The following is a 26,114-nucleotide window of genomic DNA, read 5'->3' as shown; positions in this document are numbered from 1 at the left end:
ATGTGATCGACGGTACCGCGTACTCTTGGTACCGGCCACTCACCCGACCTCGGAGGTCCCCATGGCTGACACCACGGCACCCGCGCCCCGCAAGGCCGCGATCGTCGGCGGGAACCGCATCCCGTTCGCCCGGTCGAACAGCGCCTACGCCCAGGCGTCCAACCAGGACATGCTCACCGCCACCCTCGACGGGCTCGTCGCCCGGTTCGGGTTGCAGGGCGAGCAGGTGGGCGAGGTCGTCGCCGGCGCCGTCCTCAAGCACGCCCGCGACTTCAACCTGACCCGCGAGTCGGTCCTCGGCTCGACGCTGGCCGCCACCACGCCGGCCTACGACGTCCAGCAGGCCTGCGGCACCGGCCTGGAGGCCGCGGTCCTCGTCGCCAACAAGATCGCCCTCGGGCAGATCGAGTCGGGCATCGCCGGCGGCGTCGACACCACCTCCGACGCCCCGCTGGCGGTGGGCGACGACCTGCGCCGCGTGCTCATCTCGCTGAACAACGCGAAGACCGTGGGCGACCGGCTCAAGGCGCTGGCCCGGATCCGTCCCGGCCAGCTCGTGCCGGACATGCCGCGCAACGCCGAGCCGCGCACCGGCCTGGCGATGGGTGACCACCAGGCGATCACCGCCAGGGAGTGGGGGATCGGCCGCGAGGAGCAGGACGAGCTCGCCGCCCGTTCGCACCAGAACATGGCCGCCGCCTACGAGCGCGGCTTCTTCGACGACCTGGTGACGCCGTTCCTCGGCCTGACCCGGGACAACAACCTGCGCCCCGACTCCACCGCCGAGAAGCTGGCGAAGCTGAAGCCGGTCTTCGGCAAGGGCGAGGGCGCCACCATGACCGCCGGCAACTCGACGCCGCTGACCGACGGCGCCTCGGCCGTCCTGCTCGCCTCCGACGAGTGGGCCGCCGCGAAGGGCCTCCCGGTGCTGGCGCACCTGGTGGACGCCCAGACCGCCGCCGTCGACTACGTGCACGGCGGTGAGGGCCTGCTCATGGCGCCGGCCTACGCGATGCCGGTGATGCTCGCCCGCAACGGCCTCACGCTGCAGGACTTCGACTTCTACGAGATCCACGAGGCGTTCGCCTCCACGGTGCTCGCCACGTTGAAGGCCTGGGAGGACCCGGCGTTCTGCAAGGAGAAGCTGGGCCTGGACGCGCCGCTGGGCTCCATCGACCGGTCCAAGTTGAACGTCAACGGCTCGTCGCTGGCGGCCGGCCACCCGTTCGCCGCGACCGGCGGCCGCATCGTGGCGTCGCTCGCGAAGATGCTGCACGAGGCCGGCCCGGGCAAGCGCGGCCTGATCTCGATCTGCGCGGCCGGCGGCCAGGGCGTCGTCGCCATCCTCGAGTCCTGACCCCTCCCCCTGCTTCTCCGCGGTGAAGCGGTCTGCATCACCGCGGAAGAGCAGGGGCGTTCTCCGGAAGGAACAGCTCCAGTGGCTGACTGGTACACCAACTTCGCGAACTCCGGCTTCGGCACGACGGTCACCAAGCAGCTCGGCCTGCCCCGGCCCGGCGTGCTCCGCCGCTACGAGCCCGGCGGCCCGCTGCTGGAGGGGCCGGCGGTCGTCGGCTCGGCCGGGCAGGGTCGGCTGCGCGACACCGTCACCGCCGTCCTCCAGGACGCCGGGGTCACGGTGCTCTCCCCGGTGGTCGCCGACGGCGACGCGACCGGCGAGAAGCTCGGCGCGGTCGTCCTCGACGCCACCGGCGTGATCGGCCCCGCCGATCTGGCCGCCGCGCACGACTTCCTCGCCCCGGCGATCAAGCGGCTGCGCGCCAACGGGCGGGTGGTCATCCTCACCGACCCGCCGGCGGCCGCCGACTCCCCGGCGCAGGCCGCCGCGAGGCAGGCCGTCGACGGGCTGACCCGCTCGATCGGCAAGGAGCTGCGCGACGGCTCGACGGCCAACGCGATCTACGTGCCGGAGGGCGCCGAGTCCGGCGTCGCCGGCCCGCTCACCTTCTTCCTCTCCGGCCGCTCCGCCTACGTCGACGGGCAGGGCGTCACCCTGTCGGTGGCCGACGTCCCGGACGGTCAGGACGACGCGAAGCCGCTGGCCGGCAAGGTCGCCGTCGTCACCGGCGCGGCCCGGGGCATCGGTGCCTCGATCGCCGACGTGATGGCCCGCGACGGCGCGCACGTGGTCGCCGTCGACATCCCCGCGGCCGGCGACAGCCTGGCCGCGGTGGCCAACCGCATCGGCGGGACCGCGCTGCAGCTCGACATCACCGCCCCCGATGCCGCGCAGCGGCTGGTCGAGCACCTCCGCGAGCGGCACGGCGGGGTCGACGTCGTCGTCCACAACGCCGGGATCACCCGCGACAAGCTGCTGGTCAACATGGACGCCGCCCGCTGGAACTCGGTCATGGCGGTCAACCTGCAGGCCCAGCTGGACCTCACCCAGGCGCTGCTGGACGGCGACGTCCTGAACGCCGGGGCGCGGGTCGTCTGCGTCTCCTCGCAGTCGGGCATCGCCGGCAACCGCGGGCAGACCAACTACGCGGCGTCCAAGGCCGGTGTCATCGGCATGGTGCGCGCGTGGGCGCCGGCCTTCGCCGAGCGCGGCGCGACGATCAACGCGGTCGCGCCGGGCTTCATCGTCACCGAGATGACGGCGAAGATGCCCTTCGGCACCCGCGAGGTCGGGGCCCGGCTGAACTCGCTGCAGCAGGGCGGGCTGCCGGTCGACGTCGCCGAGACGATCGCCTGGCTCTCGCAGCCGGCCAGCGCCGGCGTCAACGGTCAGACCGTCCGGGTCTGCGGCCAGTCGCTGCTGGGTGCCTGACGTGGCCACCACCGTCCTCGACGGCCCGCCGAACCTGGCCGCGCTGTACGCCAGGGCCGCGCTCACCGGGCGCGGGCGCGGCGGTGACCTGCCGGACACCCACCTGGCCCGGCGCGGCGTCACCGTCGACCGCGACCACCTGGCCGCCTACGCCCGGGTCTGCCGGATGCCGTTCGACGACGTCCTGCCGGCGACCTACCCGCACATGCTCACGTTCCCGCTGCAGATGGCGCTGATGACCGACCGCGCCTTCCCGCTGGCCACGGTCGGGCTGGTGCACGTGCGCAACCGCATCGAGGTGCTGCGCGCCGTCCGCGCCGAGGAGCCGCTGGACCTCGAGGTCTGGGCGGAGCGGTTCGCCGCCCACCGCAGCGGGGCGACGGTCGACCTGTGCGCGGCCGCGACCGTCGCGGGGGAGGAGGTCTGGCGCTCGCGCTCGACCTACCTGTCCCGGGGCGCGACGGCGCCCGACGGCGCTCCGGCGGCCGACGTCGAGGTGACCGTCGGCGCGCTGGAGCGCCCCGCCGCCACCTGGCGGGTGCCCGACGACGCGGGGCGGCGATACGCCAAGGTCTCCGGCGACGTGAACCCGATCCACCTGTCCGGCCTGACCGCCAAGGCGCTGGGCTTCAAGCGGGCCATCGCGCACGGCATGTGGGTCAAGGCCCGGGTGCTGGGCGCGCTGGCCGGCCGGCTGCCCGAGGCCTTCGACGTCGACGTCGCCTTCCGCAAGCCGCTGTTCCTGCCCTCGACGGTCACGCTCTCCACCGCCGAGGTGGCCGGGGGCTGGGAGGTCGCCGTCCGCAACGCGGGCAGCGGCACCGAGCACGTCGTCGGGACCGTCCGAGCCCGCTGATCTACCCTCTCGTCGCCGTCCGCCCCCTGAAGGAGCACATCCCGCATGGCCGTCTCGTTCGAGCTCACCGAAGACCAGATCGAGCTGCAGAAGTGGGTGCACCAGTTCGCGGAGGACGTCATCCGCCCGGCCGCCCACGAGTACGACGAGCGCGAGACCACCCCCTGGGACGTCATCCAGGAGGCGGCGAAGATCGGGCTGTACTCGATCGACTTCTTCGCGACGCAGTCCTTCGAGGAGTCCGGCCTCGGCATCCCGATCGCGATGGAGGAGCTCTTCTGGGGTGACGCCGGCATCGGCCTGGCCATCGTGGGCACCAGCCTCGCCGCCGCGTCGGTGAGCGCGAACGGGACGCCCGAGCAGGTCGGGCAGTGGGTGCCGCAGATGTTCGGCACGGAGTCCGAGCCCAAGCTGGCCGCGTTCTGCTCCTCGGAGCCCGACGCCGGGTCCGACGTCGGTGCGATGCGCACCCGCGCGGTCTACGACGAGAAGACCGACGAGTGGGTGCTCAACGGCACCAAGACGTGGGCCACCAACGGCGGCATCGCCGACATCCACGTGGTCAACGCCGTCGTGGACCCCGAGCTCAAGGCGCGCGGGCACGCGAGCTTCGTCATCCCGAAGGGGACGAAGGGCATCGCCCAGGGGCAGAAGTTCATGAAGCACGGCATCCGCGCCTCGCACACCGCCGAGGTCGTCCTGGAGGACTGCCGCATCCCGGGCGCGAACCTGCTCGGCGGCAAGGAGAAGCTGGACGAGCGCCTCGCCCGGGCGCGCGAGGGAGCGAAGACCGGCCGCACCCAGCCCTCGATGGCGACCTTCGAGCGCACCCGTCCCGCGGTGGGCGCCCAGGCGATCGGCGTCGCCCGCGCCGCCTACGACTACGCGCTCGAGTACGCCAAGCAGCGCGAGCAGTTCGGCCGCGCGATCATCGAGAACCAGTCGATCGCGTTCATGCTCGCCGACATGAAGACCTCCATCGACGCCGCCCGCCTCCTGGTGTGGCGGGCCGCGTGGATGGCGCGCAACGGTCAGCAGTTCACCGCGGCCGAGGGCTCGATGTCCAAGCTCGTCGCCGGTGAGACCGCCGTCCGGGTCACCGAGCAGGCCATGCAGATCCTCGGCGGCAACGGGTACACCCGCGACTACCCGGTCGAGCGCATGGCGCGCGACGCCAAGATCTACACGATCTTCGAGGGCACCTCGGAGATCCAGCGGCTGGTCATCGCGCGCACCATCTCGGGCGTGCACGTGCGCTGACCGTGCCCGACCCGCCGCGTCGCAGCGGCCCTCGCCGTCGACCGCGAGGGCCGCTGCCGCACCGCGAGGTCGGTGACGGGAGGCGCGGTCGGGACAGCGGGGGACTGCTGGGGCGCGGTGGGGCGGCGGAACCGGGCGCAGCTGTTCCGTTGACCTAGCATCCGCAGCGCCGGCCGGAGGGGTGACGGCAGGACGGCGGACCGGGGGACACGGCACATGGCGGACCCGGACGGCGATCCGCGAACGGACCGGACCGAGCGATGGGACCGGGTGCCCGTCCCCGGCGGCGTGCCGCTGCCCGGCCGTCCTCCGGTGCCTCCCCCCGCGGACGACCGCATCGACTTCTGGGGCGACGACCTGGCCCCGGACCACGACCTGTCCTGGGCCGAGGCGCCGCGCCGCCGCGGACCGCTCCGCGCCGCAGCGCTCGGGGTGGGAGAGCTGCTGGTCACCGCCGGCCTGGTGCTGCTGCTGTTCGTCGGCTACGAGGTGTGGGTGACCGACCTGCTCACCGCCCAGCGCCAGGACGAGCTCGGCGAGGAGCTCCGCGAGGAGTGGGCCGCCGAGCCGCCGACGACGCCCGGCACGATCACGCAGGTCGACGTCGGCGACGCCTTCGGAGTGCTGCGGATCCCGCGGCTGGGCGAGGACTACACGCGCGTCATCCTCGAGGGCACCGAGGAGGAGCAGCTCTCGCAGGGCCCCGGGCACTACGTCGGCTCGGCCATGCCCGGCGAGGAGGGCAACGTCGCGCTCGCCGGTCACCGCGTCGGCAAGGGCTCGCCGTTCCTCGAGCTCGACGCGATGCAGCCCGGTGACCCGATCGTCGTCGAGACCGCCGACAGCTGGTTCGTCTACTGGGTGCTCGACGACGCCGACCCCAGCGGCATCCCCGGCATGCACGTCGTGAGCCCCACCGCCGTCGAGGTGGTGTCGCCGACGCCGAACGCCGCCGCCGGTGCCGCGCCCACCGGGTCCTACCTGACGCTCACGACCTGTCATCCTCGCTACTCCGCACGGCAGCGGTTGATCGTCCACGCCCGGCTCGACGGCGGGGCGCTGAGCAAGGCGCAGTACCCGGACGGCCCCGCTGCCCTGCACGACCGCTGACACGGGAGACCGGACATGTACGGCTGGATCTGGCGCCACCTTCCCGGCGGCACCGCGAGCAAGACGCTGCTCTCGCTGGTCCTCGTCGCGGCGGTGGCCGCGCTGCTGCTCTTCGTCGTCTTCCCGTGGGTGGAGCCCCGGCTGCCGTTCAACGACGTCACCGTCGACTGACGCCGGGCACCAGGGGCAGGTTGCGAAAGCGTGACGATCGCGCCGAGGCGCTGCTCCAGGTAGCCGACCTGCGCGGACGGGTGTTTGGTCGAGGTGGACGACGACCCTCGATGCACCGGAGGCCCCCGTGCGCGCCACCCGACCCCTCGCTCTCGCCGCCGCCGGCACCCTCGCCCTGAGCGCCTGCGGGGGCGGCGACTCCGTGGACACCGGGGGCGGGGGTGGAGGCGGCGGCGGTGACAACACGCTGGTCGCCGCCGTCAGCGCCCAGCCCGACCAGCTCGACCCGCACGTCACCACGGCGTACGCGAGCTTCCAGGTGCTGGAGAACGTCTACGACACCCTCGTCGTCCCCGATCCCGAGGACCTCACGATGCAGCCGAGCCTGGCGACGGAGTGGGAGACCAGCGAGGACGACCTGGAGTGGCGCTTCACGCTCCGCGACGACGTCACCTTCCACGACGGCAGCGAGTTCGACTCCGCCGACGTCGTCTACTCCTACAACCGGATCATCGACGAGGAGCTGAGCAACTCCTTCCGCTTCCAGAACGTCGAGTCCGTCGAGGCCGACGGCGCGCAGACCGTCGTCATCCGGCTGACCCAGCCGACGCCGAACCTGCTGGAGCGGATCGGCTCGTTCAAGGGGATGGCGATCCTCCCGGAGAACGCCGACGAGGACCTCGACCTCACCACCGAGGCCAACGGCACCGGCCCCTTCCAGCTGGAGAGCTCCGACGCCAGCAGCACGGTGCTCACCGCCTACGAGGACTACTGGGGCGGGGCCCCGAGCATCGACGGCGTCGAGTTCCGCTACATCACCGAGCCGGCCGCGGCGCTCACCGCGCTGCAGAACGGCGAGGTGCAGTGGACCGACAACGTGCCGCCGCAGCAGATCGAGTCCCTCGGCGGGGACGACTCCGTGGAGCTGCAGACGACGGCCAGCGTCGACTACTGGTACATGTCCATGAACTACGGCCGCCCGCCGTTCGACAACCGCGACGTCCGGCGCGCCATCTCCTTCGCGATCGACCGCGAGGCGGTCGCCGAGGCGGCCTGGTTCGGCGCCGCGCAGGCCAACCAGACGGCCATCCCCGAGGACAGCTTCTTCTACTACGACTACGCGCCGTTCGAGCGCGACCCCGAGCAGGCCCGGCAGCTGCTCGCGCAGGCCGGCGTGACGACGCCGCTGACGATGGGGCTGATGGTCACCGACGAGTACCCGGAGACGGTGACGGCGGCGCAGGTGATCGCCAGCCAGCTCGAGGAGGTCGGCATCACCGTCGAGATCGAGACGCTGGACTTCGCCACCTGGCTGGACCGCCAGGGCGCCGGTGAGTACGACGCCTTCTACCTGGGCTGGCTGGGCAACCTCGACCCGGCGGCGTTCTACCAGGAGCAGCACCAGACCGACGGGCCGAACAACTACCAGGGCTACAGCAACCCGCAGGTCGACCAGCTGCTGCAGCAGGGTGCGACGGCGACCGACGAGGAGGAGCGCAAGGCGATCTACGACCAGGCCGCGCAGATCATCGTCGACGACGTCTCCTACCTGTACCTCTACAACCCCGACGTCGTGCAGGCCTGGGCGCCGGGGCTGACCGGCTACCAGATCCGGGCGGACAAGGCGATCAACTTCGAGAACGTGGAGCTGCCCTGACCGGGTACCTCCTCCGCCGCACCGGGCAGTCGGTGGTGGTGCTGGCGGGGGTCAGCGTCATCGTCTTCGCGCTCGTGCACCTGGTGCCGGGCGACCCGGTGCGGCTGGCGCTGGGCACCCGGTTCGACCAGGACACCTACGACGCGCTGCGCGAGCGGGCCGGGTTGGACCTGCCGCTGGTCCAGCAGTACTTCGCCTGGCTCGGCGGGGTCCTCACCGGCGACCTGGGGGTCAGCTTCCGCAGCGGGGACACCGTCGCCTCGCTGATCGGCGAGCGGCTGCCCGCCACGCTCACGCTCGCCTTCGCCTCGATCCTGGTGGCGCTGGCGATCGCCGTCCCCCTGGGCACGATCTCGGCGCTGCGGCCCCGGTCGCTCGTCGACCGGTTCGCCACCGTGGTCAGCCAGTTCGGCATCTCGGTGCCGGAGTTCTGGATGTCGATCGTGCTGATCCTGGTCTTCGCCGGGACGCTGGGCTGGCTGCCGTCGGGCGGGTACGTGCCGCTCACGGAGGACCCGGCCGGCTGGCTGCAGCGGCTGGTCCTCCCGGCGGTGGTCACCGGGCTGGTGTCCGGCTCGGTGATCACCCGCTTCGTGCGGTCCAGCGTCCTCGAGGCGCTGGGCGCCGACCACGTCCGGACGGCGCAGGCGAAGGGGCTGCCGTCCGGGCAGGTGTTCCGGTGGCACGTGCTGCGCAACGCGCTGCTGCCCCTGGTGACGGTCACCGGCGTCCAGCTCGCCTACCTGCTCTCCGGCGTCGTCGTCGTGGAGATCGTCTTCTCCTGGCCGGGGCTCGGGCAGCTGGCCCTGCAGTCGGTGCAGGCCCGCGACTACCCCGTGCTGCAGGGGGCGATCCTGCTGTTCGCCGTCGTCTTCCTCGTGGTGAACCTGCTGGTCGACCTGCTCTACACCGCCATCGACCCGAGGATCAGGCGATGACAGCTCAGCCGGGTCCTGCTGCATCGAGCGCGCCCGCGACCCTCCGCCCGGCCAGACCGCGCTGGCGGGAGACGCTCGGCCTGCTGGCGCGCAACCCCACCGCGGCGGTGTCGACGCTCCTGCTGCTGGGCCTGGTGCTCGTCGCGGTCTTCGACGAGACGCTCGCGCCGCAGGGCCCCAACGAGGTCGACGTCGAGGCGCGGCTCGAGTCACCCAGCTGGTCGCACCCGTTCGGCACCGACGACCTCGGCCGCGACATCCTCAGCCGGGTCATCCTGGGCGCCGGGGTCTCGCTGCGGGTCGGCTTCCTCGCCGTCGGCATCGCGCTGGTGATCGGCACGCTGGTCGGCCTGCTCGCCGGGTTCTACGGGCGGTGGGTCGACGACGTCCTCATGCGGGTGATGGACATGCTCTTCGCCTTCCCGGCGGTGCTGCTGGCCATCGCCGTCCTGGCGGTGCGCGGGACCGGGTGGGGCAACACGGCGCTGGCCATCGGCATCGTCTACATCCCGGTCTTCGCCCGGGTCACCCGCGCCAGCGTGCTCGGCGTCCGCGAGGAGGTCTACGTGCGGGCCTCCCGCTCGGTGGGGGCGTCGGACTTCCGCCTGCTCACGAAGCACGTGCTGCCCAACGCCGCGCCGCCGATCATCGTGCAGACCTCGATCAGCCTGGCCTTCGCCGTGCTGGCGGAGGCGGCGCTGTCCTTCCTCGGCCTGGGCACCCAGCCGCCGAACCCGTCGTGGGGGCTGATGCTCGCCGAGGGCCGCGGCTTCATCGACATCGCCTGGTGGCTGGCGTTCTTCCCCGGGATGGCGATCTTCCTGACCGTGCTCTGCTTCAACCTGCTCGGCGACGGGCTGCGCGACGTGCTCGACCCGCGGCAGCGGACGCTGATGGCCGGGGGTGGCCGGTGACGGAGCCGGTGCTGGAGGTCGAGGACCTGCGGGTGCGGTTGCGCACCCCGCGCGGGCCGGCCGACGTCGTCAACGGGCTCTCCTACCGCGTGGGCGCCGGCGAGACGGTCGCGGTCGTCGGGGAGTCCGGCAGCGGCAAGAGCGTCTCGGTGCTCGCGCTGCTGGGCCTGCTGCCCCGAGGCGTGGCGACGGTGACCGGACGGGCGCTGCTGCAGGGCGAGGACCTGCTCACCATGGAGCCCGAGCGGCTGCGCCAGGTGCGCGGGCCCGGCGCCGGCATGGTGTTCCAGGACCCGATGACCTCGCTGAACCCGGTGCTCACCATCGGCCGCCAGTTGGTCGAGGGCATCCGGGCCCACCAGGAGGTCGACAAGGCGGCGGCCCGCCGCCGCGCCGCCGAGCTGCTCGGCGAGGTCGGCCTGCCCGACCCCACCGGCGCGCTGGACCGCTACCCGCACGAGCTCTCCGGCGGCATGCGGCAGCGGGTGATCATCGCGATCGCGCTGTCGAACTCCCCGGCCCTGCTCATCGCCGACGAGGCGACGACGGCGCTCGACGTGACCGTGCAGGCGCAGATCATCGACCTGGTCGAGAAGCTGCAGGCCGAGCGGGGGACGGGGGTCGTCTGGATCACCCACGACCTGGGCGTGGTCGCGGGCATCGCCGACCGCGTGCTGGTCATGTACGGCGGGCGGTGCGTGGAGGACGGCACGGTCGACGACGTCCTGGAGAACCCGGTGCACCCCTACACCCGCGGGCTGCTCGGGGCGCTGCCCGACCTGGCCCAGCCGGCCGTCGACGGCGTCGTCCCGGACCTGGCGACGGTGCCCGGCGTGCCCCCGGCGCCGACCGACCTGCCGGCGGGCTGCGTGTTCTGGCCGCGCTGCCCGGTGCGCGGGGACGCGCGCTGCGAGACCGAGCAGCCGCCGCTGGCGGTCATCGGCCGGGCCGACGTCGTGCTGCCGCACCGCGCCGCGACCTGGTGCGGGGAAGGAGCGGCCCGGTGAGCGGCGACGTGCTGGTCTCGGCCCGTGGGCTGGAGGTGCACTTCCCGATCGGTGGCGGCGGGTTCCGGCGCAGGCCGGCCGGCGTGCTGCGCGCCGTGGACGGCGTGGACCTGGACATCCTGCGCGGCGAGACGCTGGGCCTGGTGGGGGAATCCGGCTGCGGAAAGTCGACGTTGGGCAACGCGCTGCTGCGGCTGGTGCCCTCGACGGGCGGGTCGGTCACCTTCGACGGCACCGACATCACCGGTCTGGACGGGCGCCGGCTCAAGGAGCTGCGCCGCCGGGCCGGCATGGTCTTCCAGGACCCGTTCGCCTCCCTGGACCCCCGGCGCACGGTCGCCCAGACGGTCAGCGAGCCGCTGGAGGTGCACGGGCTGCGCAACGGCCGGGACAAGGCCGCGCGCGTCGCCGAGCTGCTCGAGCTGGTCGGGCTCGACCCGGGCGTCGCCGGCCGGTACCCGCACGAGTTCTCCGGCGGCCAGCGGCAGCGCGTCGGCATCGCCCGCGCGCTGGCCGGCGAGCCGGACTTCCTGGTCTGCGACGAGGCGATCGCCTCGCTGGACGTGAGCGTGCAGGCGCAGGTGCTCAACCTGCTGCGCAGGCTGCAGCGCCAGCTCGGGCTGACGCTGCTGTTCATCTCGCACGACCTCTCCGCGGTGCGGCACATCTCCGACCGGATCGCGGTCATGTACCTCGGCCGCGTCGTGGAGATCGGGCCGGCGTCCGCGGTGGGCACCGACCCGCAGATGCCCTACACGCAGGCGCTGCTGTCGGCGGTCCCGCTGCCGCACCCGGCACTCGAGCGGGAACGCCGGCGGATCGTGCTCACCGGCGACGTCCCCTCGCCGGCCGCCGTCCCCAGCGGCTGCCGGTTCCGCACCCGCTGCCCGGCGGTGTTCGAGCCGTGCGACGACGTCAACCCCGCGCTGCAGCCGGTCGGCGCGCCCGGTCAGCAGGCGGCCTGCCACCTGCACGGCGTCGTCGGCACCCCCGCGACCGCGCCCGAGGGCGTCACGACCACCCCCTGACCCTGCTTCTCCGCGGAGAAGCAGCCAGCCTTTCCGCGAAAGTGCAGGGTCAGGCGGCGGGGGAGAGCAGGCGGGGGCGGGCCGCGGCGAGGCCGACGACCAGCTGCAGGACGACGGCGGTGAGCATGAGCGCGAGGCCGGGCTCCCAGGTGCCGGTGGCGTCGTGCAGCAGCCCCACGCCGAGCGGGCCGGTCGCGGCGAGCAGGTAGCCGACGCTCTGCGCGGTGGCCGAGAGCCGGCCGGTCTGGGCGACGTCGCGGCTGCGGGCGACGATCAGCATCATCGACAGCGGGAAGGCGATGCCGCTGCCGACGCCGTAGAGCGTCGCCCACAGCAGGGGGGCCGACCCGGGCGCCACCATCAACCCGATGATCGCCGCGACCGCCGGCAGCGCCCCGAGCAGCACCCACCCCTGCTGGCCGGGCCGCCGGCCGGCCAGCCCGGGGACGACCAGCGCCAGGGGCACCGCCAGCCCGGTGGCGACGGCGAGCAGCCCACCGGCGGCGACCGGGGAGACGCCGGACTCGGCCTCCAGGACGTCGGCGAGCCAGGTGAGCATCGCGTAGAAGGACAGCGACTGGAACCCGAAGTAGAGGGTGACCGCGAGGGCGACGCGGTCGCGCAGGATCGCGGTGCGGGCCCCGGCGGGAGCCGCGGCGGGCCGGGGCACCCCGCGGCGGGCCCGGGCGAGCGCGGCCATCGCCAGCAGCGCCAGCAGGACCGGCGCGCTCCACAGCAGCAGGCCGCCCTCCGCGCTGCTGGCAGCCTCCGCCATCGGCCGGGCCAGGCCCGCGCCGATGGCGGCCGACCCGGACATGGACGCGGTGATGAGCCCCAGAGCGACGGCCGCCCGCGCGCCGTAGTCGGCGCGGGCGGCCGCGGGCAGCAGCACGTTGCCGACGGCGATCCCCCCGCTGAGCAGCACGGTGCCGGCGAACAGCCCCGGCGCCCCGGCCACGCGCAGCAGCACGCCGACCGCGATGAGCACCACCCCGACCAGGACGGCGCCGTGCACGCCGAAGCGGGCGGCCAGCGCGGGCGCGAACGGCGAGACCAGCCCGAAGCAGACCAGCGGCAGCGCGGTGACGACGGCCAGCGACCCGGTGCTCAGCCCCAGCTCGTCGCCCAGCTGGCCGAGCAGCGGCCCGACCGCGGCGAACGGCGCCCGCAGGCACAGCGCCACCAGCACCAGGGCGACGGCCGGCGCGGCGACCCACCACCAGCGCGTCGCCGTCCCCACCGAGCCGGCGTCCGCCGGGGCCTGCTGCGCCACGAGTCCTCCGTCCCGCCGCGCGGCGCGCGGCGGCAGCCATTGTCGGCGCCCCCCGAAACGTCGCGTGCCGCCGCCCTCCCCCGGGAGGGGGAGCCGGGCGCTCAAGGAGCGGCGGGCGCGCGCCGACGGAGGGTCCATGCGGAGAAAGGGCGCTCCCCGGGCAGGCGCGCGGCGTGGCACGCCGCTGTGGCTGTACCTGACGGCCCTCGTGCTCGTGCCGCTGCTCGGCGTCGCGGCGCTCACCGGCTCGATCGTCCGCATCGCGGTGCGCGAGGCCGAGAGCGCGGCGCGCTCGGAGGCGGCGGTTGGCGCTCTGGCGTCGTTGCACGCCGCGCGCAGCGCCGTGGTCCGCGAGATCGTGCCCACCCTGACCCTGGTGATCCTCGACAGCCCGGTCGGCGCCGCCATCGACGGCGCCACGCCGGAGGTCGTGGCCGACCTGCGGGAGCCGACGCTGCAGCTCCAGCGGACGACCCGGGCCGCGACCGACGAGGCGTTCGACGCGATCGGGCCGGGGTCCATCGCCGCGGCCGGGGCGGGGGCCGCGCTGCGGCGCCTCGCGTGGATCCGCGCCGCCGCCGACGCCGGCGGTGGTGACCCCGCCGTGCTCTACGGCGACTTCCTCGGCCTGGCCGAGGACCTGGCCACCGCGCAGGCGCAGGCCGCACGGGCGGCCGCCGCGGAGCAGGCGCCCGTGGCCACGACGGCGGCGACCCAGGACGTGCAGCGGGTGGCGGACGTCGCCACCGTGGCCAGCCGGCTGGTGCCCGAGTTCATCGGCTCGCAGCTGGTCGGCATCGAGGAGGTGGACGGCGTCGACTGGCGGTCGAGCTGGGCGACCTACGAGCACGTCACCGAGGACATGGCGGAGCTCTCGCAGGACGCGCTGGCCGAGCAGTGGCAGGCGGTCGCCGCCGCTCCGGAGATGGCCACCGTCGACGGCCTGCTGGCGGCGCACGCCGGCGGGGTCTCGACGCCCCTCTCCGTGCCGGAGCTGGTCTCGCTGGTCCAGGCCGCGGGCGCCCGCGACGCACTGCTCACCGAGCTGCTGAGCAGCGCCGCGCAGGACGCCCAGCAGCTCTCCACCGGGGACCGCCAGGCGGCCACCGACCGGCGCAACCTCCTGCTCGCGATCGCCGTCGCGCTCGTGCTCGCCTCCGTCGGCGGCGCGGTGCTGGTCGGGCGCAGCGTCTCGCGGGCGCTCGGGCGGCTCGCCCACCAGGCCGAGCGGATCAGCCACGGCCAGCTGGTCGAGATCACGCGCACCGGCCCGCGCGAGGCGCGCACCGTCTCCGCGGCCCTGGCGACGACGGTGGCCGGACTGCGCCGCATCCAGGACCAGGCCGGCGCCGTGACCCGCGGCGACCTCTCCGCCCCCGTGCTCGCCGAGCCGCTGCCCGGTCCGCTGGGCGCGCTGCTGCACGCCTCGGTGGAGCAGCTGGTCGCCTCGGTCCGCGAGCGCGAGCAGCTGCAGTCGGCGCTGGCCCACCAGGCGGCGCACGACTCCCTCACCGACCTGCCCAACCGCACGCAGGCCCGGGAGCTCACCGTCGCGGCCCTGCACCGCGGCCGCCGGTCGGGCGCCACGACGGGGCTGCTCTTCGTCGACCTCGACGGCTTCAAGGCGATCAACGACCGGCACGGGCACGCGACGGGCGACACCGTCCTGCGCGCCGTCGCCGTCCGGCTGCGCGCCGCCGTGCGCACCGGGGACGTCGTCTGCCGGCTGGGCGGCGACGAGTTCGTCGTCCTCGTCGAGCAGGTCGCCGACGAGCGCGAGCTGGTCGACCTGGCCGACCGCCTGATCGAAGGGGTCAGCGCGCCGCTGCCCGTCGACGGCCAGGAGCTGCGGGTGGGCGCGAGCGTGGGCATCGCGGTCGCCCAGGACGCCGGCGTCGACGCCGACGCCCTCTTCGCCGAGGCCGACGCCGCGGCCTACCGCGCCAAGGCGACCGGGCGCGGGCGCGCCGAGCTGTTCGACGATGCGCTGCGCGCCCAGCTCGCCGCCCACACCGAGCTGGAGACGGCGCTGACCGCCGCGCTGGCCGCGGACGAGCTGCAGGTGCACTACCAGCCGGTCGTCGGTCTGGCCTCGGGCCGGCTCGAGGGCTACGAGGCCCTGGTCCGCTGGGACCGCCCCGGCGTGGGCATGGTGCCGCCCAACGAGTTCGTCCCGGTCGCCGAGAGCAGCAAGCTGGTCTGCGACCTCGACCGCTGGGTGCTGCACGAGGCCACCCGCCAGCTCGCGGAGTGGCGCGCGCAGGACCCGGCGGCCGGTGAGCTGACCGTCGCGGTCAACGTCTCCGGCCGCCACCTCGCCGATCCGCGCGTCGTCCAGGACGTCGCCGACGCGCTGTCGGCCTCCGGCCTGCCGGCGGACCTGCTCGTCGTCGAGGTCACCGAGACGGTGCTGGTCAGCGAGCCGGCGGCCTTCGCGCACCTGGTCTCGCTGCGGGAACTGGGCGTCGCCGTGGCGATCGACGACTTCGGCACCGGCTACACCTCGATCGGCCAGCTCTCCGGGATGCCGGTGGACACGCTCAAGATCGACCGCAGCTTCGTCGCAGCCGCAGACTCCGGGCACGCCGAGCTGGTCGCGCTGATGATCCGCGCCGCGCACACCTTCGGGCTGACCGTGATCGCGGAGGGCGTCGAGGACGAGGCGCAGCTGCAGTGGCTGCTCGACCAGCAGTGCGACTTCGCGCAGGGCTACCTGCTGTCCCGCCCGCTGCCGCCCGAGGCCGCGGCGGCCGCGTGGCGCGCGGCGCTCGCCCCGGTCTCCTGAGGCGTCCCCGGCGGCCTCGCTACAGTGCGCCGGGTGCGAGCACTGGTCTGCCACGCCGTCACCGGGACGCTGGACGTGCAGGTCGAGGACGTCGCCGACCCGGTCGCGGGCCCGGGCCAGGTCGTCGTCCGGGTCGCGGCGGCCTCGGTCGACTTCGTGGACACCCTGATAGCGACCGGGAGGTACCAGGTCCCGGTGCCCGTGCCGTTCACGCCGGGGAACAGCGTCGCGGGCGAGGTCGTCGAGGTCGGCCCCGGCGCCGTGCGGTTCGCGGTCGGCGACCGGGTGCACGGGATGGGCGGTCGTGGTGTCACGAGCGGCGGCGGCGGTAGGCGCGTTGCCGGCGGTGCCGGAGGACGTCGAGGGTGCCGGCGACGAGGCGCGGCCCAGGGGTGACGAGGTGGCCTGACGGGCGACGAGGCGAAGCCGCGGCCGGGGAGCACCGACCCCGTTCCCTGACCGGAGCAGCCGAACCAGCTCAGGCAGCCAGCGATCGCACCAGGCGGCGCAGCACGCGGCCCACGTCCGCACGGGCCTCGGTGGGGTCGTCGGCGCGGGCCACGAACATCGCTGCCTCGTCCAGGGCGCCCACGAGGACGTGGGCCAGGGGAGGCACGGGCTGCGGGGTGATGGCGCCCGCGGCCATGGCCTGCTCGAGGGCGGCGACGGTGAGGCCGAGACCGTGGTGGCGGCCGATCGCCCGCCACCGCTCCCAGCCGAGCACCGCCGGTCCGTCCACCAGGACGATGCGCTGGACGTCCGGGGCGGCGCAGGCGTCGAGCCAGGCCTCCGCGCCCGCGACGAGAGAGTGGAGCGGGTCGGCCTCGGTGAGGTGCTCGAGCACCTGGCCGACGTGTGCGGTGATCTCCTCCTCGGTCCGCTCCAGGACGGCGACGAACAGCGCCGTCTTGTCCGCGAACTGGTGGTACAGCGCGCCGCGGGTGAGACCCGCCGCCGCGACGATCTCGCCGGTGCCCACCGCCCCATAGCCCCGGGCGCCGAAGAGCCTCCGGCCGGCGACGACGAGGGCCTCCCGGCTGGCTCGCGAGCGCTCCACCTGGGTCCGTCTCTTGTGTTCCATGCAGCCTGTCCGTAAGTTACGTGCTCCTTGTACGCAAGTGATCAGCTTAGGAGTCGCGATGTCCCGCACCGGCCCTTTCCTCGTGCCGGAGCGCGTGTCCGCCGCATTGCTGGCAGCGGTCGGGGCGCTGAACCTGGCTCCCGCCGTCCTGGCCGTCCAGCCGGGGCGGATCCCCCAGGCCTACGGGGTCACCCCGGACTCCGCGGCTGCGGAGCTGCTGCTGCGGCACCGCGCCGTCCTGCTCGGGCTCGTCGGCGGGTGGCTCACCGCCGCCGCCCGGTTCCCCGCGTTGCGCACGCCGGCGATCGCGGCCGCGGCCGTCAGCAAGGTGTCCTTCCTCGCCCTCGCCGCGACGGGCGAGCCGACCGCCGAGCTGCGACGGGTCGCCCGGGCCGACGCGGTCGCGGTGGCACCCCTGCTCCTGGTCCTGCTCGGCGAGCGGGGAAGAAAGCCCTCCCGCCGTGTCGACGAGGGGCGGTCCCGGTCGACGTCCTGATCAAGGGCGGCCGACGGGGCCGCCGCCGGCCTGGAGTGGCTGGGCGGACGCGCCATCGCGGCCGCCGAGCAGCAATGCTCGGATTCGGCGCCCGGCACGCGTCGACGACCACGGTCTGCTCGGGGCGGATGTGACCCAGACGGATCGAGCGGTCGAGGCGCCGGCCGCGCAAGCCGCCGGCGTCGAGGCCCGGGGTCGGCAGCAGGGGCACGGTGAGCAGGGCGCTACCGCCTGCAGGTGCTCCACCTGGGGTTCAGCACGTCGCGCCGGACCAGCCACGACCACTGGCTGCGGTCGCGGATCTCGGCGTCCGTGGCGCGAGCCGGGCGTCTGGGCGCCGCGGTTGGTCGTCACGGCGGGGGACCGTCGGGAGTGAGGCGCGTTGCGCAGTCGCCCGTGGGGAGCGGTGGAGAACCCGCGCCGAACAGTGGGGACCGATGGGGGGTCTTCGTCGCCCCGTGGCTGTGGCGTGGCTGGCGTTGCTACCGTCGGCACTGCCGATCTCCTGTCCGCGTGCACAGTCGCAGCCAGGAGCTCGGAGGAGGGCTCGCCTAGTGGCCGATGGCGGCGGTCTTGAAAACCGCTAAGAGGTAATCCCTCTTCGTGGGTTCGAATCCCACGCCCTCCGCGCGCGCCGACGGGCAGTGCGGGAGGGACGTGGTGGAGACCGTCGAATTCGATGCGCCCCTCGAAGTGCTGCCGTGGGGACGCAGCACCTACACCGTGCTCTACCTGGACGACAGCCTCGAGGACGCGATCAGCAGGGCCGCCACGCGCCGCGTCGAGGGCACCCTCGACGGCGTGGAGGTCAACCTGGGGGTCAACCGCGCCGACGTCGCGCTGCGCCCGTTCTGCTACGTCGGAGCCGCGCTCCAACGGCGCCTGGACGCCCGGGCCGGCGACGTCGTCACCTGCCGCTTGAAGCCGGCCGACCCGGACCACGTCCCCCTGCCCGACGACGTGCGCAGCGCGCTCGAGGAGGCCGGCGTCCTCGGTGCGTTCCTGCGCCGCCGACCGGCGGAACGACGCAGAGCTCTGCAGCCGGTCGAGGACGCCGCCCGCGTGAGCACGCGAAGGGCCCGCATCGAGGCGCTCGTGCGGTCGCTGCCGCCGGGATGACCCCGGGTCCCGGCCCGGCCCTCATCGGGGACGCACCGTCACCGTGACCAGCCGGTGGTCGCCGAGCGCCAGCCGGCGCACCTCGGGCCGCTGCGGGTCCAGGCCGGCGGGGCCGAGCACGTGGTCGAACTGCAGGCGCGGCGCGGCAGCCGGGTAGGTGGGTCCGCTCACCAGCCGCGTGGCGCCGAAGACCCGCGCCGGCACCGGCCCGGCCAGGTTGAGGTCACCGGCCAGCACGACGGGTCCCGGCAACCGGGCGCACCAGCGGCGCAGCCGGACGAGCTGGCGCAGCGCAGTGTGCGGGGCGAAGGAGAGGTGGGTGCAGACCACGGTGCAGTGCTCGAGCTCGGCCACGATCGCCAGCCGGGGCTCGTCGGGGAACCACCACCAGCGGTTCTGCCCGGTCCGCGGGTCGGGTGCCTGCAGCGGCAGCTTCGACCGCCCGGCACCCAGCGAGAGCACGGACCAGCGTCGCACCGGCGCTCTGCTGACGAGCGCGATCCCGTAGCGGGGCCGGGCCGGTGGCTCGCCCGGCCCGCGCAGCACCGGCGGGTCGACCGGGGCCCAGCTGCGGAAGGGGTCGGGCGTGCCGGCCACGGCGGCTGCGAACCGCCAGTCGCTGGCGCCGAGCGCGGTGGCCACCTCGGCCGCCTGGTCGACGAGGTGCGAGCGGGGCTGGCAGGCGTCGACCTCCTGCAGGGCGAGGACGTCGGCGTCCACCTCGGCGGCAGCGAGCCGCAGCGCCGCGGCGTCGACCGAGCGGCCGCCGCCGTCCCGGCCGGAGGCCAGGTTCAGGGTCCCGATCCGCAGCCTCTCCACCGGCATGACGGTAGGGCGGCGGTGCAACCGGCACCCCGCCGCACCCGACGGCGTGCGAGCTGCGACACGCCCTGCGCGGGACCCCCCCGGACGTCACCGACCCCCTCCACCAGGCTTTTCACGCTGGTCAGGCGCCGGTTTGTCGACAAGACGCCGGGCCGGGGGAGGGGTCACCGACCCGCCCGCGGGGCCTCCGCAACGATCCGGTGACGGGCCGGTCACACGGGTGTCCGCGACCGCCGGTGCGGAGGTCGCAGAGCCCTAGCGTCTGCCCTGTCCGCGGTACTTCCCCGCCGCGGCGTAGCCGCTGAGGAGTACCCGCGTGACCATGGGCGCGACGCTGGTGTGGCCGGCAGTTGTGGTGCTGGGCTTCCTGGTGTTCATCGGGGTGGTGGTGGTCCTCGGGGCCAGCTCCACGGCTCGCTACGAGTTCGAGCGCAACGGCGCCCGGCAGCCGCAGAAGGCCGCCACGCCGCGCTCGGCCAACCACCCGGCCGGACGCCGCGCGCCCGGCCGCGCGGCCGAGGCGCCGGCCGCCGTCGCGCCCGCGGGGTCGCAGGGCAGCGTCGCCGTCCGCCCGGCACCGGCCGCGGTGGCCGAGGGCGGGCCCTCCTGGTGGCTGGTGGGCGAGTCCGCGCAGGTGCTGGCCGGGCCGTTCGGCGACCGGCTCGACGCGGACTGGGCCGCCTTCGCCGACGAGCTCTCCGCCGTCTCGGTCTTCGGCACGCGCCGCACCGACGGCACCGTCAAGCCCAAGCCCTCGCCCGAGGAGCGCGCCTGGCTGGGGGAGCTGGGCCGGCACCTCGACCGGCTGCCCGCCGAGTGGGACGACCTGCTCACCGACACCGACCCGCTGACCACCCTCGTCGTCGAGGTGGCCGCCGCGCTGGTCGAGGCGGGGCTGCCGCTGCACGACGGCGGTGCCGGGCAGACCGGCGGCGGGGTGACCCTCGTCCCCGACCAGGAGGCCGGCGGGCTGCTGGTCAGCTGGCGCCCGCACGACCGGATGAGCCTGCAGCACTCGCGCGGCGCCACCGCCGACGAGGCCGTGCAGCGGCTGATGAACGCCACCATCCTCGACGTCCTGGAGCAGCTCGGGTTCGTCGTCGAGCCGGCCGGTGCCACCCGGTGCGCCCTGGTGACGGCGCTGCGGTGAGGGGGCGCTAGGCGGTGTCGTCGAGCCGGCCGAGGTCCTGCAGCACGAGCTCCCCGCCGGCCTCGGCGAACTCGGCCCGCAGCCGGTGCAGCACGGCGAGCCCGCCGACGTCGGCGCCCTGCACGCCCGCCAGGTCGACGACGACGCAGCGGTGCCCGCTCCCGCGCAGCGAGTCGGCGGTGCCGCGCAGCAGGTCCGCGCCCTGGACGGTGAGGTGCCCGCTGGCCCGGATGACCCCGATGCGGAGGTCGACGGTCTCGGACAGCATCACGCGGCGCTCCGGCCGCTCGGAGCCTCCAGGCTGAGGACCCGCCACAGCCCGGTGCGGCGGAGCAGGTCGAGGGTGCGCCGGTTGGCGCCGCGCAGGACGACGGTGCCGCCGCGGGCCCGGCAGATGCGGTGCGCCCACAGGAAGCTGGCCACCGCGGTGCTCGACAGCGACTGCACCCGGGTCAGGTCCACGACCAGGAGGCGGGCGCCGGCGAGCAGCGCGTCGTGCAGCAGCCAGCGGACGTCGGCCAGCCCGTCGGCGAACAGCGAGTCGTCCAACTGGATGGTGACCTCCTCCCCGGTCGCGTCGACCCGGCTCGCGGCGGCGGCGCGGACGGCGGCGGTGCTGGTCATGCGGCGGCTCCTGGGTCGGCTCGGGTGATGGCCCCAGCCTGGGCCGGTGAGGTTGCGATCTCCCGGGGCGCTCCTTTGCGATCACGTGACGGAACCGCCGGTGCGGGCGGGTGCCCGCGCCGCGGTGGCAGCATGGCGGGCGTGCCGCTGCGTCTCCTGGTCGTCGAGGACGACGACTCGATCCGCACGGCGCTCCGGTGGGCGCTCGAGGACGAGGGCTACGACGTCGCCGAGGCGGCGTCCGGGGAGGACGCGGTCCGCGCGGTCGCCGTCTCGCCGCCGGACCTGATGGTCGTGGACCTCATGCTGGGGTCGATGGACGGCTACGCGGTGATCCGCGAGGTCCGGCGCGACCACGACCTGCCGATCATCGTGGTGAGCGCCCGCGCTGACACCCACGACATCGTTGCGGCCCTGGAGGCCGGCGCCGACGACTACGTGACGAAACCGTTCGAGGTCAAGGAGATCACCGCGCGGCTGCGGGCCCTGCGCCGGCGGGCCGGCGGCGCGGGCGCCGCCGAGCGGCCGCCGGACGCGGTCGTGCTCGACGCCGACCCCGAGGCGCCGCTGGTGCTCAACGAGGCCCGCGGCACCGTGCACCGCGGTGAGGAGCAGCTGCCGCTGACGCTGACGGAGTTCCGGCTGCTGTGCGAGCTGGCCGGGTCGCCGGGCCGGGTCTTCAGCCGGCAGGCCCTGCTCGAGCGGGTGTGGGAGCACGGCTTCTTCGGCGACGAGCGGATCGTCGACGTCCACGTCCGCCGGCTGCGGACCAAGGTGGAGACCGACCCGAGCGCGCCGCGGCTGGTGGTGACGGTGCGGGGGCTGGGCTACCGGCTGGACCCCCGGTGAACGTGGCGCTCGGGCCGCGCGGGCTCCGGGCGCGCATCGTCCTCGGGTTCGCGGCGGTCACCCTGCTGGTGTCGGTCGTCCTGGTCAGCGCCACCTTCCTGCTGTCCCGCAGCTATCTGCTCGACCAGCGGGAGGCCTCGCTCACCCGGCAGGCCTTCGCCGACGCCAACGTCTTCAACAGCCGGCTGGCCACCGCCGGCTCCGACGTCGGCGACCTGCTCACCGAGCTGGTGCCCTCCGGCGGCGCCGACGTCGTCATCCGCAGCGGTGGGTCCTGGTACTCCTCGAGCCTGGACGTCGGGGCGCGGGACGTCCCCGCGGCGCTGCAGGAGATCGTCACCGGCGGAGCGGCGGGCACCGCGCGGATCGACACCGCCGACGGCCCGGCGCTGATGGTCGGGGTCCCGCTGCGCTCGTCGGGCGTCGACTACTTCGAGGTCGCGCCGCTGACCGAGCTGCGGCAGGTGCTCACCACGCTGTCGGTGGTGCTCGCGGCGGCCGCGGTGGGGGCGACCGCGGTGGGTGCGGCCTTCGGCGTGTGGGCCGGGCGGCGCGCCGTGCAGCCGCTGGAGCAGGTGGCGGGGGCGGCCACCCGCATCGCCGGCGGCGAGCTGACCACCCGGCTGGCGCCGACCGACGACCCCGACCTGGTGGCCATCGTCGCGGGCTTCAACAGCATGGTCGACGCGCTGGCCGCGCGCATCGAGCGCGATGCCCGGTTCGTGGGCGACGTCAGCCACGAGCTGCGCAGCCCGCTGACCAGCCTGGTGACCAGCGTCGAGGTGCTCGGCGCGCGCCGCGAGGAGCTCTCGCCCCGGGCCGGGCAGGCGCTGGCCCTGGTCGAGGGCGAGCTGGGCCGGTTCCGCCGGATGCTCGACGACCTGCTGCAGCTGGCCCGCCTGGACGGCGACGCGGACGGCGACGCCCGGCAGCCGGTGTCGATGACCGCGCTGGCCCGGGAGGTGCTCGCCGTGACCGGCCGGCCGGCCGAGCTGCTCGCCGCCGATGCCGACGAGGAGACCACCGTGCTCGGCACCAAGACCAGCCTGGAGCGCGCCGTGCGCAACCTGATCGACAACGCCGACCGGCACGCGGGCGGTGCCCGGCGGGTCACCGTCCAGCGGCGTGGCGACACCGTCGTCCTCGCCGTCGAGGACGCCGGGCCCGGCGTGCCGGTGGAGGACCGCGAACGGGTCTTCGAGCGCTTCGCCCGCGGCGCGGGAGCGGCCCGCCGGTCGCTGCCCGGAGCCGGGCTGGGCCTGGCGATCGTCGCCGAGACCGCGGCGCGGCACGGCGGAGCGGCCTGGGTGGCCGACGCACCGGGCGGCGGCGCGCGATTCAGCCTGTCGCTGCCGAGGGCCGCGTCGTGAGCGGGCGTGCGGGCTGGGCCGCGGTCGCCCTGGCGGTCGTCCTGGCCGGCTGCGGGGTGCCGACGGGTGGGGATCCCTCCACCATCGCCCCGTCCGACGTCCCCTACGGGCTGGCCGAGCCGAGCCCGACGACGGCCCCCTCCGCCGCCCCCGACACGGTGGCCGACACCTCGCGGGTGCACTGGATCTCGGCCGAGGACACGCTGGTGCCGCGCACCCGCGAGGTCAGCGGGTCCACCCGCCGGGAGCGCCTGGCCTCGCTGCTCGGGCAGCTGGCGGCGGGACCGCGCACCGAGGAGCGGGACGAGCAGCTGGACTCCGCGCTGCCGCCCGAGGTGCGGCTCCGGGTGACCGCGCTGGAGGACGGCACCGCCACCATCGACGTCGACGCGCTGGGCCAGGTGCCCGCCGTGAGCGCCACCCGCCGGGCCGTCGCGCAGGTCGTGCTCACCGCGACCAGCGTCCCGGGCGTGCGGGCGGTGCTGCTGGAGCTCGCCGGCGAGCCGATCGAGGCGCCGCTGCCCTCGGGCGAGCTCACCGCGCGCCCGCTGACCGCGCAGGACTACGCGACCTTCGCGACGCCCACGCCCGAGTCGGTGCCCGCCACCCCCTCGCCCGAGGTCGTCCCGGCACCGCCGTCCTGAGCCCGGTCAGGCGCCGAGCAGCCGGGCCTTCTGGGCGCTGAACTCCTCGTCGGTGAGGATGCCCTCGTCGCGCAGGGTGGCCAGCTTGCGCAGCTGGTCGGCCAGGTCGGGCGCGGGCTCGGCGGCCGGCGTCGCGGGGGGCGCCTGCGGGGCGCCGAAGGCGGCCATGCCGGGGTTCACGTGCAGGTACTGCGACTGCCGCTCGACGGTCTTCTTCGCCCGCGCCTCGCTGATCAGCGGGGCGAGCAGGTCGAGGACGGCGTAGGGCCCCTCGACGTTGTCCAGCACGACCTGCCCCGTCGTCGTCCCCTCGACGTTGCCGCCGAGGTTCAGCATGTCGGAGCTCGTGCCGTAGGTGGGGTCCTCCAGGGCGAGGACGACGTCGCCGACGTCGCTGCCGCGCTGCCACACGGCCTGGCGCACGTCCATGTCCTTGACCGCCCACAGCGGCACGCTCTCGGTGCGGGTGCCGAGCAGCCCGCTCTCGATCCAGACCCGGTCCTTGGTGATCCGGTACCGGGCCTTGGCGACGCCGGTGGCGCTGGTCGCGGCGTTCTTGCTCTCGCCCCACCAGAGGGTGCTCGGGTCGTTGGCCCACTGCTCGGCCCGCTTGGCGTTCTGCTCGGCGAGCTTCTGCTTGCCCTGGTCGGCCAGCGCCTTCCCCTGGTCGGCGACCTGCTTGAGACGGTCCTTCCAGCCCAGCTTGCCCGCGGGCGCCGCGGAGGCGCCGGGCCCGGGCGGCGGCAGCGGAGGAGCATCGGCGGGCGGCGGGAGCGGCGCGGGCAGCGGGTCCTGACCCGTCGTCCCCGAGTCGGAGACGTGCTCGGTCCACTGCGCGCCGTCCCAGTAGCGCAGCTCGTGGACACCGGCGGGGTCGGGCAGCCAGGCGGCCTCGGCCATGGGTGGTTCTCCTGTCGTCGCTCCTCGGGGCGGCGTCAGGATGCCAGCGCGGTGCCCTCCGCGGGCCCCCTCCGTCCGCGAGATCTGCACACTCGGGGCCTTCAGCGCCCTGAACACCCCGAGTGTGCAGATCTCGCGGAACGGACGGGGTCAGCGCAGGTGGCGGACGGCGGCGGCGAGTGTGGGCAGCGTCAGCGTCCCGTCGGCCAGCCCGAGGTCGACGACGTCGTCGAACACGCGCTGCTCGGCGGCGGCGGCGCGGAAGGCGGCGTCCATGATCCGCGGCCACCGGCTGAGCAGGGAGGCGGCCGACGAGTGCCGCAGGTGCCGGCCCAGCCGCCGGTGCAGGGCCCGCCGGTGGGCCCGGCCCGCGTCGTCGCCGGCCACCGCTGCCGCACCCGCCAGCGCCCCGGAGAGCACCGCGTAGAAGATGCCCTCGCCGGTGAGGGGGTTGATCAGCGAGGCGGCGTCCCCGGCCAGCAGCACCCGGCCGTCGGGCTGGCGCGGCCGCTGGGTGGACAGCGGCAGCCGGTGCGCGCGCAGCCCGTCCGGCGCGACGCCGGGAAGCAGCCGGTGCAGCCCCTCGACCAGCGCCGCCCGGCTTGCGCCGCCGGACACCAGCTCCCCGTAGCCCACGTTGGCCCGGCCGTCGCCGAGCGGGAACGACCACGCGTAGGCCGGCCAGCGCTGCTCGGTCGTCGCGATGACCTGGACGCCGCGCTGCCCGGGGAGCTCCGGTGCGTAGCCGCGCAGGGCGACCGCCATCCGGTCGGGCCGGTTGGGCGCCAGGCCCAGGGCGCGGCGGACGACGGACTCCGCGCCGTCGGCCCCGACGACGACGTCGGCGGTGAGCGCGCCGTCGATCTCGACGCGGTCGGGGTGGACGGTCAGCCGGCGCACCTGGTGCCGCCGCAGCTCGGCCCCACCGGCCAGGGCTGCGCCGAGGATGCGGGCGTCGAGCACCTGCCGGGGCACCGTGTGCGCAGGGCGGTGCAGCGCCCGCTCTACGGCCGCACCGCCGGGGGACCGCATGCGCAGCCGCGGGACGGGCGGGTAGCCGTCGGTCAGCGCCGCCGGGTCCACGCCGAGCCGCTCCAGCACGTCGAGCGCCTCGGCGGCGACGCCGTCGCCGCACACCTTGTCCCGCGGGAAGTCCGCGCGGTCGAGCAGCAGCACGCGGGCCGAGGGCCAGGCGCGGCGGGCGGCGAGCGCGGCGGCGGACCCGGCCGGCCCGGCCCCGACGACGACGACGTCCCAGTGCTCCAC

Annotated in this window: 26 protein-coding genes and 1 tRNA gene; 20 read left to right on the top strand and 7 right to left on the bottom strand. The window is 75.0% G+C overall.

Features of this window, described 5'->3' with window-relative positions; genetic code table 11:
- Positions 1–61: 61 nt before the first annotated feature.
- The 11 genes from ACI79H_RS03715 to ACI79H_RS03665 all read left to right on the top strand — a co-directional run bounded on the left by ACI79H_RS03715 (position 62) and on the right by ACI79H_RS03665 (position 11,732).
- A complete protein-coding gene (locus tag ACI79H_RS03715; protein ID WP_456553014.1) occupies positions 62–1,357 on the top strand; it encodes an acetyl-CoA C-acetyltransferase in 1,296 nt (431 codons plus the stop codon).
- Between the two features lie 81 nt (positions 1,358–1,438).
- Complete coding sequence (locus ACI79H_RS03710; protein WP_456553013.1) at positions 1,439–2,791, top strand: 3-oxoacyl-ACP reductase; 1,353 nt, start codon at positions 1,439–1,441, stop codon at positions 2,789–2,791.
- A 1-nt stretch (position 2,792) separates the two neighbouring features.
- Positions 2,793–3,647 (top strand): MaoC family dehydratase, encoded by an 855-nt coding sequence (locus ACI79H_RS03705; RefSeq protein WP_456553012.1) that lies wholly within the window; start codon positions 2,793–2,795, stop codon positions 3,645–3,647.
- A gap of 45 nt (positions 3,648–3,692) precedes the next feature.
- Positions 3,693–4,907, top strand: a complete 1,215-nt coding sequence (locus ACI79H_RS03700; protein ID WP_456553011.1) for an acyl-CoA dehydrogenase family protein — start codon at positions 3,693–3,695, stop codon at positions 4,905–4,907.
- Between the two features lie 312 nt (positions 4,908–5,219).
- Positions 5,220–6,017: a class E sortase gene (locus ACI79H_RS03695; protein ID WP_456553010.1), complete on the top strand. Its 798-nt coding sequence runs from the start codon at positions 5,220–5,222 to the stop codon at positions 6,015–6,017.
- Between the two features lie 15 nt (positions 6,018–6,032).
- Entirely contained in the window at positions 6,033–6,188 is a 156-nt protein-coding gene (locus ACI79H_RS03690; protein ID WP_456553009.1) for a hypothetical protein, read from the top strand.
- 127 nt (positions 6,189–6,315) lie between these two features.
- Entirely contained in the window at positions 6,316–7,845 is a 1,530-nt protein-coding gene (locus ACI79H_RS03685) for an ABC transporter substrate-binding protein (RefSeq protein WP_456553008.1), read from the top strand.
- Positions 7,842–8,783 carry an ABC transporter permease gene (locus ACI79H_RS03680; protein WP_456553111.1) on the top strand — a complete coding sequence of 314 codons (942 nt, stop codon included), beginning with the start codon at positions 7,842–7,844 and terminating at the stop codon, positions 8,781–8,783. The genes ACI79H_RS03685 and ACI79H_RS03680 overlap by 4 nt, the downstream gene beginning before the upstream one ends.
- A complete protein-coding gene (locus ACI79H_RS03675; RefSeq protein ID WP_456553007.1) occupies positions 8,780–9,697 on the top strand; it encodes an ABC transporter permease in 918 nt (305 codons plus the stop codon). The genes ACI79H_RS03680 and ACI79H_RS03675 overlap by 4 nt, the downstream gene beginning before the upstream one ends.
- Positions 9,694–10,704, top strand: coding sequence for an ABC transporter ATP-binding protein (locus ACI79H_RS03670; protein ID WP_456553006.1), 1,011 nt, complete (start codon positions 9,694–9,696; stop codon positions 10,702–10,704). Before ACI79H_RS03675 ends, ACI79H_RS03670 begins: the two co-directional genes overlap by 4 nt.
- Entirely contained in the window at positions 10,701–11,732 is a 1,032-nt protein-coding gene (locus ACI79H_RS03665; protein WP_456553005.1) for an ABC transporter ATP-binding protein, read from the top strand. The genes ACI79H_RS03670 and ACI79H_RS03665 overlap by 4 nt, the downstream gene beginning before the upstream one ends.
- Before the next feature lie 49 nt (positions 11,733–11,781).
- Here ACI79H_RS03665 and ACI79H_RS03660 read toward each other — a convergent pair whose 3' ends face one another.
- The gene (locus tag ACI79H_RS03660) at positions 11,782–13,005 is read right to left on the bottom strand and encodes an MFS transporter (RefSeq protein ID WP_456553004.1); all 1,224 of its coding nucleotides are present in this window, start codon (positions 13,003–13,005) and stop codon (positions 11,782–11,784) included.
- A gap of 136 nt (positions 13,006–13,141) precedes the next feature.
- Between ACI79H_RS03660 and ACI79H_RS03655 the strand changes: the two genes are divergently transcribed.
- Complete coding sequence (locus ACI79H_RS03655; protein WP_456553003.1) at positions 13,142–15,790, top strand: putative bifunctional diguanylate cyclase/phosphodiesterase; 2,649 nt, start codon at positions 13,142–13,144, stop codon at positions 15,788–15,790.
- A gap of 33 nt (positions 15,791–15,823) precedes the next feature.
- Positions 15,824–16,186 carry an alcohol dehydrogenase catalytic domain-containing protein gene (locus ACI79H_RS03650; protein WP_456553002.1) on the top strand — a complete coding sequence of 121 codons (363 nt, stop codon included), beginning with the start codon at positions 15,824–15,826 and terminating at the stop codon, positions 16,184–16,186.
- Positions 16,187–16,268: 82 nt separating this feature from the next.
- On the opposite strand, the gene ACI79H_RS03645 is transcribed toward ACI79H_RS03650, so the two are convergent.
- Positions 16,269–16,871 carry a TetR/AcrR family transcriptional regulator gene (locus ACI79H_RS03645; protein ID WP_456553001.1) on the bottom strand — a complete coding sequence of 201 codons (603 nt, stop codon included), beginning with the start codon at positions 16,869–16,871 and terminating at the stop codon, positions 16,269–16,271.
- 58 nt (positions 16,872–16,929) lie between these two features.
- Here ACI79H_RS03645 and ACI79H_RS03640 point away from each other — a divergent pair, with 58 nt between their 5' ends.
- The 3 genes from ACI79H_RS03640 (at position 16,930) to ACI79H_RS03630 (ending at position 18,486) form a co-directional block, all read left to right on the top strand.
- Positions 16,930–17,367 (top strand): hypothetical protein, encoded by a 438-nt coding sequence (locus ACI79H_RS03640; RefSeq protein ID WP_456553000.1) that lies wholly within the window; start codon positions 16,930–16,932, stop codon positions 17,365–17,367.
- A gap of 540 nt (positions 17,368–17,907) precedes the next feature.
- Positions 17,908–17,995 (top strand) — tRNA-Ser (locus tag ACI79H_RS03635).
- A 32-nt stretch (positions 17,996–18,027) separates the two neighbouring features.
- Positions 18,028–18,486: a YdeI/OmpD-associated family protein gene (locus ACI79H_RS03630; protein WP_456552999.1), complete on the top strand. Its 459-nt coding sequence runs from the start codon at positions 18,028–18,030 to the stop codon at positions 18,484–18,486.
- A 21-nt stretch (positions 18,487–18,507) separates the two neighbouring features.
- Here the strand turns inward: ACI79H_RS03630 and ACI79H_RS03625 are convergent, their stop codons facing one another.
- On the bottom strand, positions 18,508–19,305 hold the full coding sequence (locus ACI79H_RS03625; RefSeq protein ID WP_456552998.1) for an endonuclease/exonuclease/phosphatase family protein: 798 nt from the start codon (positions 19,303–19,305) through the stop codon (positions 18,508–18,510).
- Between the two features lie 328 nt (positions 19,306–19,633).
- Here ACI79H_RS03625 and ACI79H_RS03620 point away from each other — a divergent pair, with 328 nt between their 5' ends.
- Entirely contained in the window at positions 19,634–20,461 is an 828-nt protein-coding gene (locus ACI79H_RS03620; protein ID WP_456553110.1) for a hypothetical protein, read from the top strand.
- Positions 20,462–20,468: 7 nt separating this feature from the next.
- Here the strand turns inward: ACI79H_RS03620 and ACI79H_RS03615 are convergent, their stop codons facing one another.
- Positions 20,469–20,729: an STAS domain-containing protein gene (locus ACI79H_RS03615; RefSeq protein WP_456553109.1), complete on the bottom strand. Its 261-nt coding sequence runs from the start codon at positions 20,727–20,729 to the stop codon at positions 20,469–20,471.
- Positions 20,729–21,085 (bottom strand): STAS domain-containing protein, encoded by a 357-nt coding sequence (locus tag ACI79H_RS03610; protein WP_456552997.1) that lies wholly within the window; start codon positions 21,083–21,085, stop codon positions 20,729–20,731. Before ACI79H_RS03610 ends, ACI79H_RS03615 begins: the two co-directional genes overlap by 1 nt.
- Positions 21,086–21,217: 132 nt before the next feature.
- Between ACI79H_RS03610 and ACI79H_RS03605 the strand changes: the two genes are divergently transcribed.
- The 3 genes from ACI79H_RS03605 to ACI79H_RS03595 are packed head-to-tail and all read left to right on the top strand — an operon-like array spanning position 21,218 to position 23,948.
- Positions 21,218–21,934 carry a response regulator gene (locus tag ACI79H_RS03605; RefSeq protein ID WP_456552996.1) on the top strand — a complete coding sequence of 239 codons (717 nt, stop codon included), beginning with the start codon at positions 21,218–21,220 and terminating at the stop codon, positions 21,932–21,934.
- Entirely contained in the window at positions 21,931–23,304 is a 1,374-nt protein-coding gene (locus tag ACI79H_RS03600) for a sensor histidine kinase (protein ID WP_456552995.1), read from the top strand. Before ACI79H_RS03605 ends, ACI79H_RS03600 begins: the two co-directional genes overlap by 4 nt.
- The gene (locus ACI79H_RS03595) at positions 23,301–23,948 is read left to right on the top strand and encodes a GerMN domain-containing protein (protein WP_456552994.1); all 648 of its coding nucleotides are present in this window, start codon (positions 23,301–23,303) and stop codon (positions 23,946–23,948) included. The genes ACI79H_RS03600 and ACI79H_RS03595 overlap by 4 nt, the downstream gene beginning before the upstream one ends.
- Before the next feature lie 6 nt (positions 23,949–23,954).
- On the opposite strand, the gene ACI79H_RS03590 is transcribed toward ACI79H_RS03595, so the two are convergent.
- Both ACI79H_RS03590 and ACI79H_RS03585 read right to left on the bottom strand, forming a co-directional pair.
- Positions 23,955–24,848, bottom strand: a complete 894-nt coding sequence (locus tag ACI79H_RS03590; protein ID WP_456552993.1) for a PH domain-containing protein — start codon at positions 24,846–24,848, stop codon at positions 23,955–23,957.
- Positions 24,849–24,998: 150 nt separating this feature from the next.
- Positions 24,999–26,114 (bottom strand): NAD(P)/FAD-dependent oxidoreductase, encoded by a 1,116-nt coding sequence (locus tag ACI79H_RS03585; protein WP_456552992.1) that lies wholly within the window; start codon positions 26,112–26,114, stop codon positions 24,999–25,001.

It is taken from the genome of Blastococcus sp. SYSU D01042 (assembly GCF_054050515.1).
Note: the sequence above shows the minus strand (reverse complement) of the source record. Positions and strands in the feature narration are given on the sequence as shown.

Excerpts from the sequence above, each read along its gene's own strand:
- ACI79H_RS03715 (WP_456553014.1), top strand. The coding sequence starts at position 62 with ATGGCTGACACCACGGCACCCGCGCCCCGCAAGGCCGCGATCGTCGGC.
- ACI79H_RS03700 (WP_456553011.1), top strand. The coding sequence starts at position 3,693 with ATGGCCGTCTCGTTCGAGCTCACCGAAGACCAGATCGAGCTGCAGAAG.
- ACI79H_RS03690 (WP_456553009.1), top strand. The coding sequence starts at position 6,033 with ATGTACGGCTGGATCTGGCGCCACCTTCCCGGCGGCACCGCGAGCAAG.
- ACI79H_RS03675 (WP_456553007.1), top strand. The coding sequence starts at position 8,780 with ATGACAGCTCAGCCGGGTCCTGCTGCATCGAGCGCGCCCGCGACCCTC.
- ACI79H_RS03655 (WP_456553003.1), top strand. The coding sequence starts at position 13,142 with ATGCGGAGAAAGGGCGCTCCCCGGGCAGGCGCGCGGCGTGGCACGCCG.
- ACI79H_RS03645 (WP_456553001.1), bottom strand. The coding sequence starts at position 16,871 with ATGGAACACAAGAGACGGACCCAGGTGGAGCGCTCGCGAGCCAGCCGG.
- ACI79H_RS03640 (WP_456553000.1), top strand. The coding sequence starts at position 16,930 with ATGTCCCGCACCGGCCCTTTCCTCGTGCCGGAGCGCGTGTCCGCCGCA.
- ACI79H_RS03620 (WP_456553110.1), top strand. The coding sequence starts at position 19,634 with ATGGGCGCGACGCTGGTGTGGCCGGCAGTTGTGGTGCTGGGCTTCCTG.
- ACI79H_RS03615 (WP_456553109.1), bottom strand. The coding sequence starts at position 20,729 with ATGCTGTCCGAGACCGTCGACCTCCGCATCGGGGTCATCCGGGCCAGC.
- ACI79H_RS03610 (WP_456552997.1), bottom strand. The coding sequence starts at position 21,085 with ATGACCAGCACCGCCGCCGTCCGCGCCGCCGCCGCGAGCCGGGTCGAC.
- ACI79H_RS03605 (WP_456552996.1), top strand. The coding sequence starts at position 21,218 with ATGGCGGGCGTGCCGCTGCGTCTCCTGGTCGTCGAGGACGACGACTCG.
- ACI79H_RS03590 (WP_456552993.1), bottom strand. The coding sequence starts at position 24,848 with ATGGCCGAGGCCGCCTGGCTGCCCGACCCCGCCGGTGTCCACGAGCTG.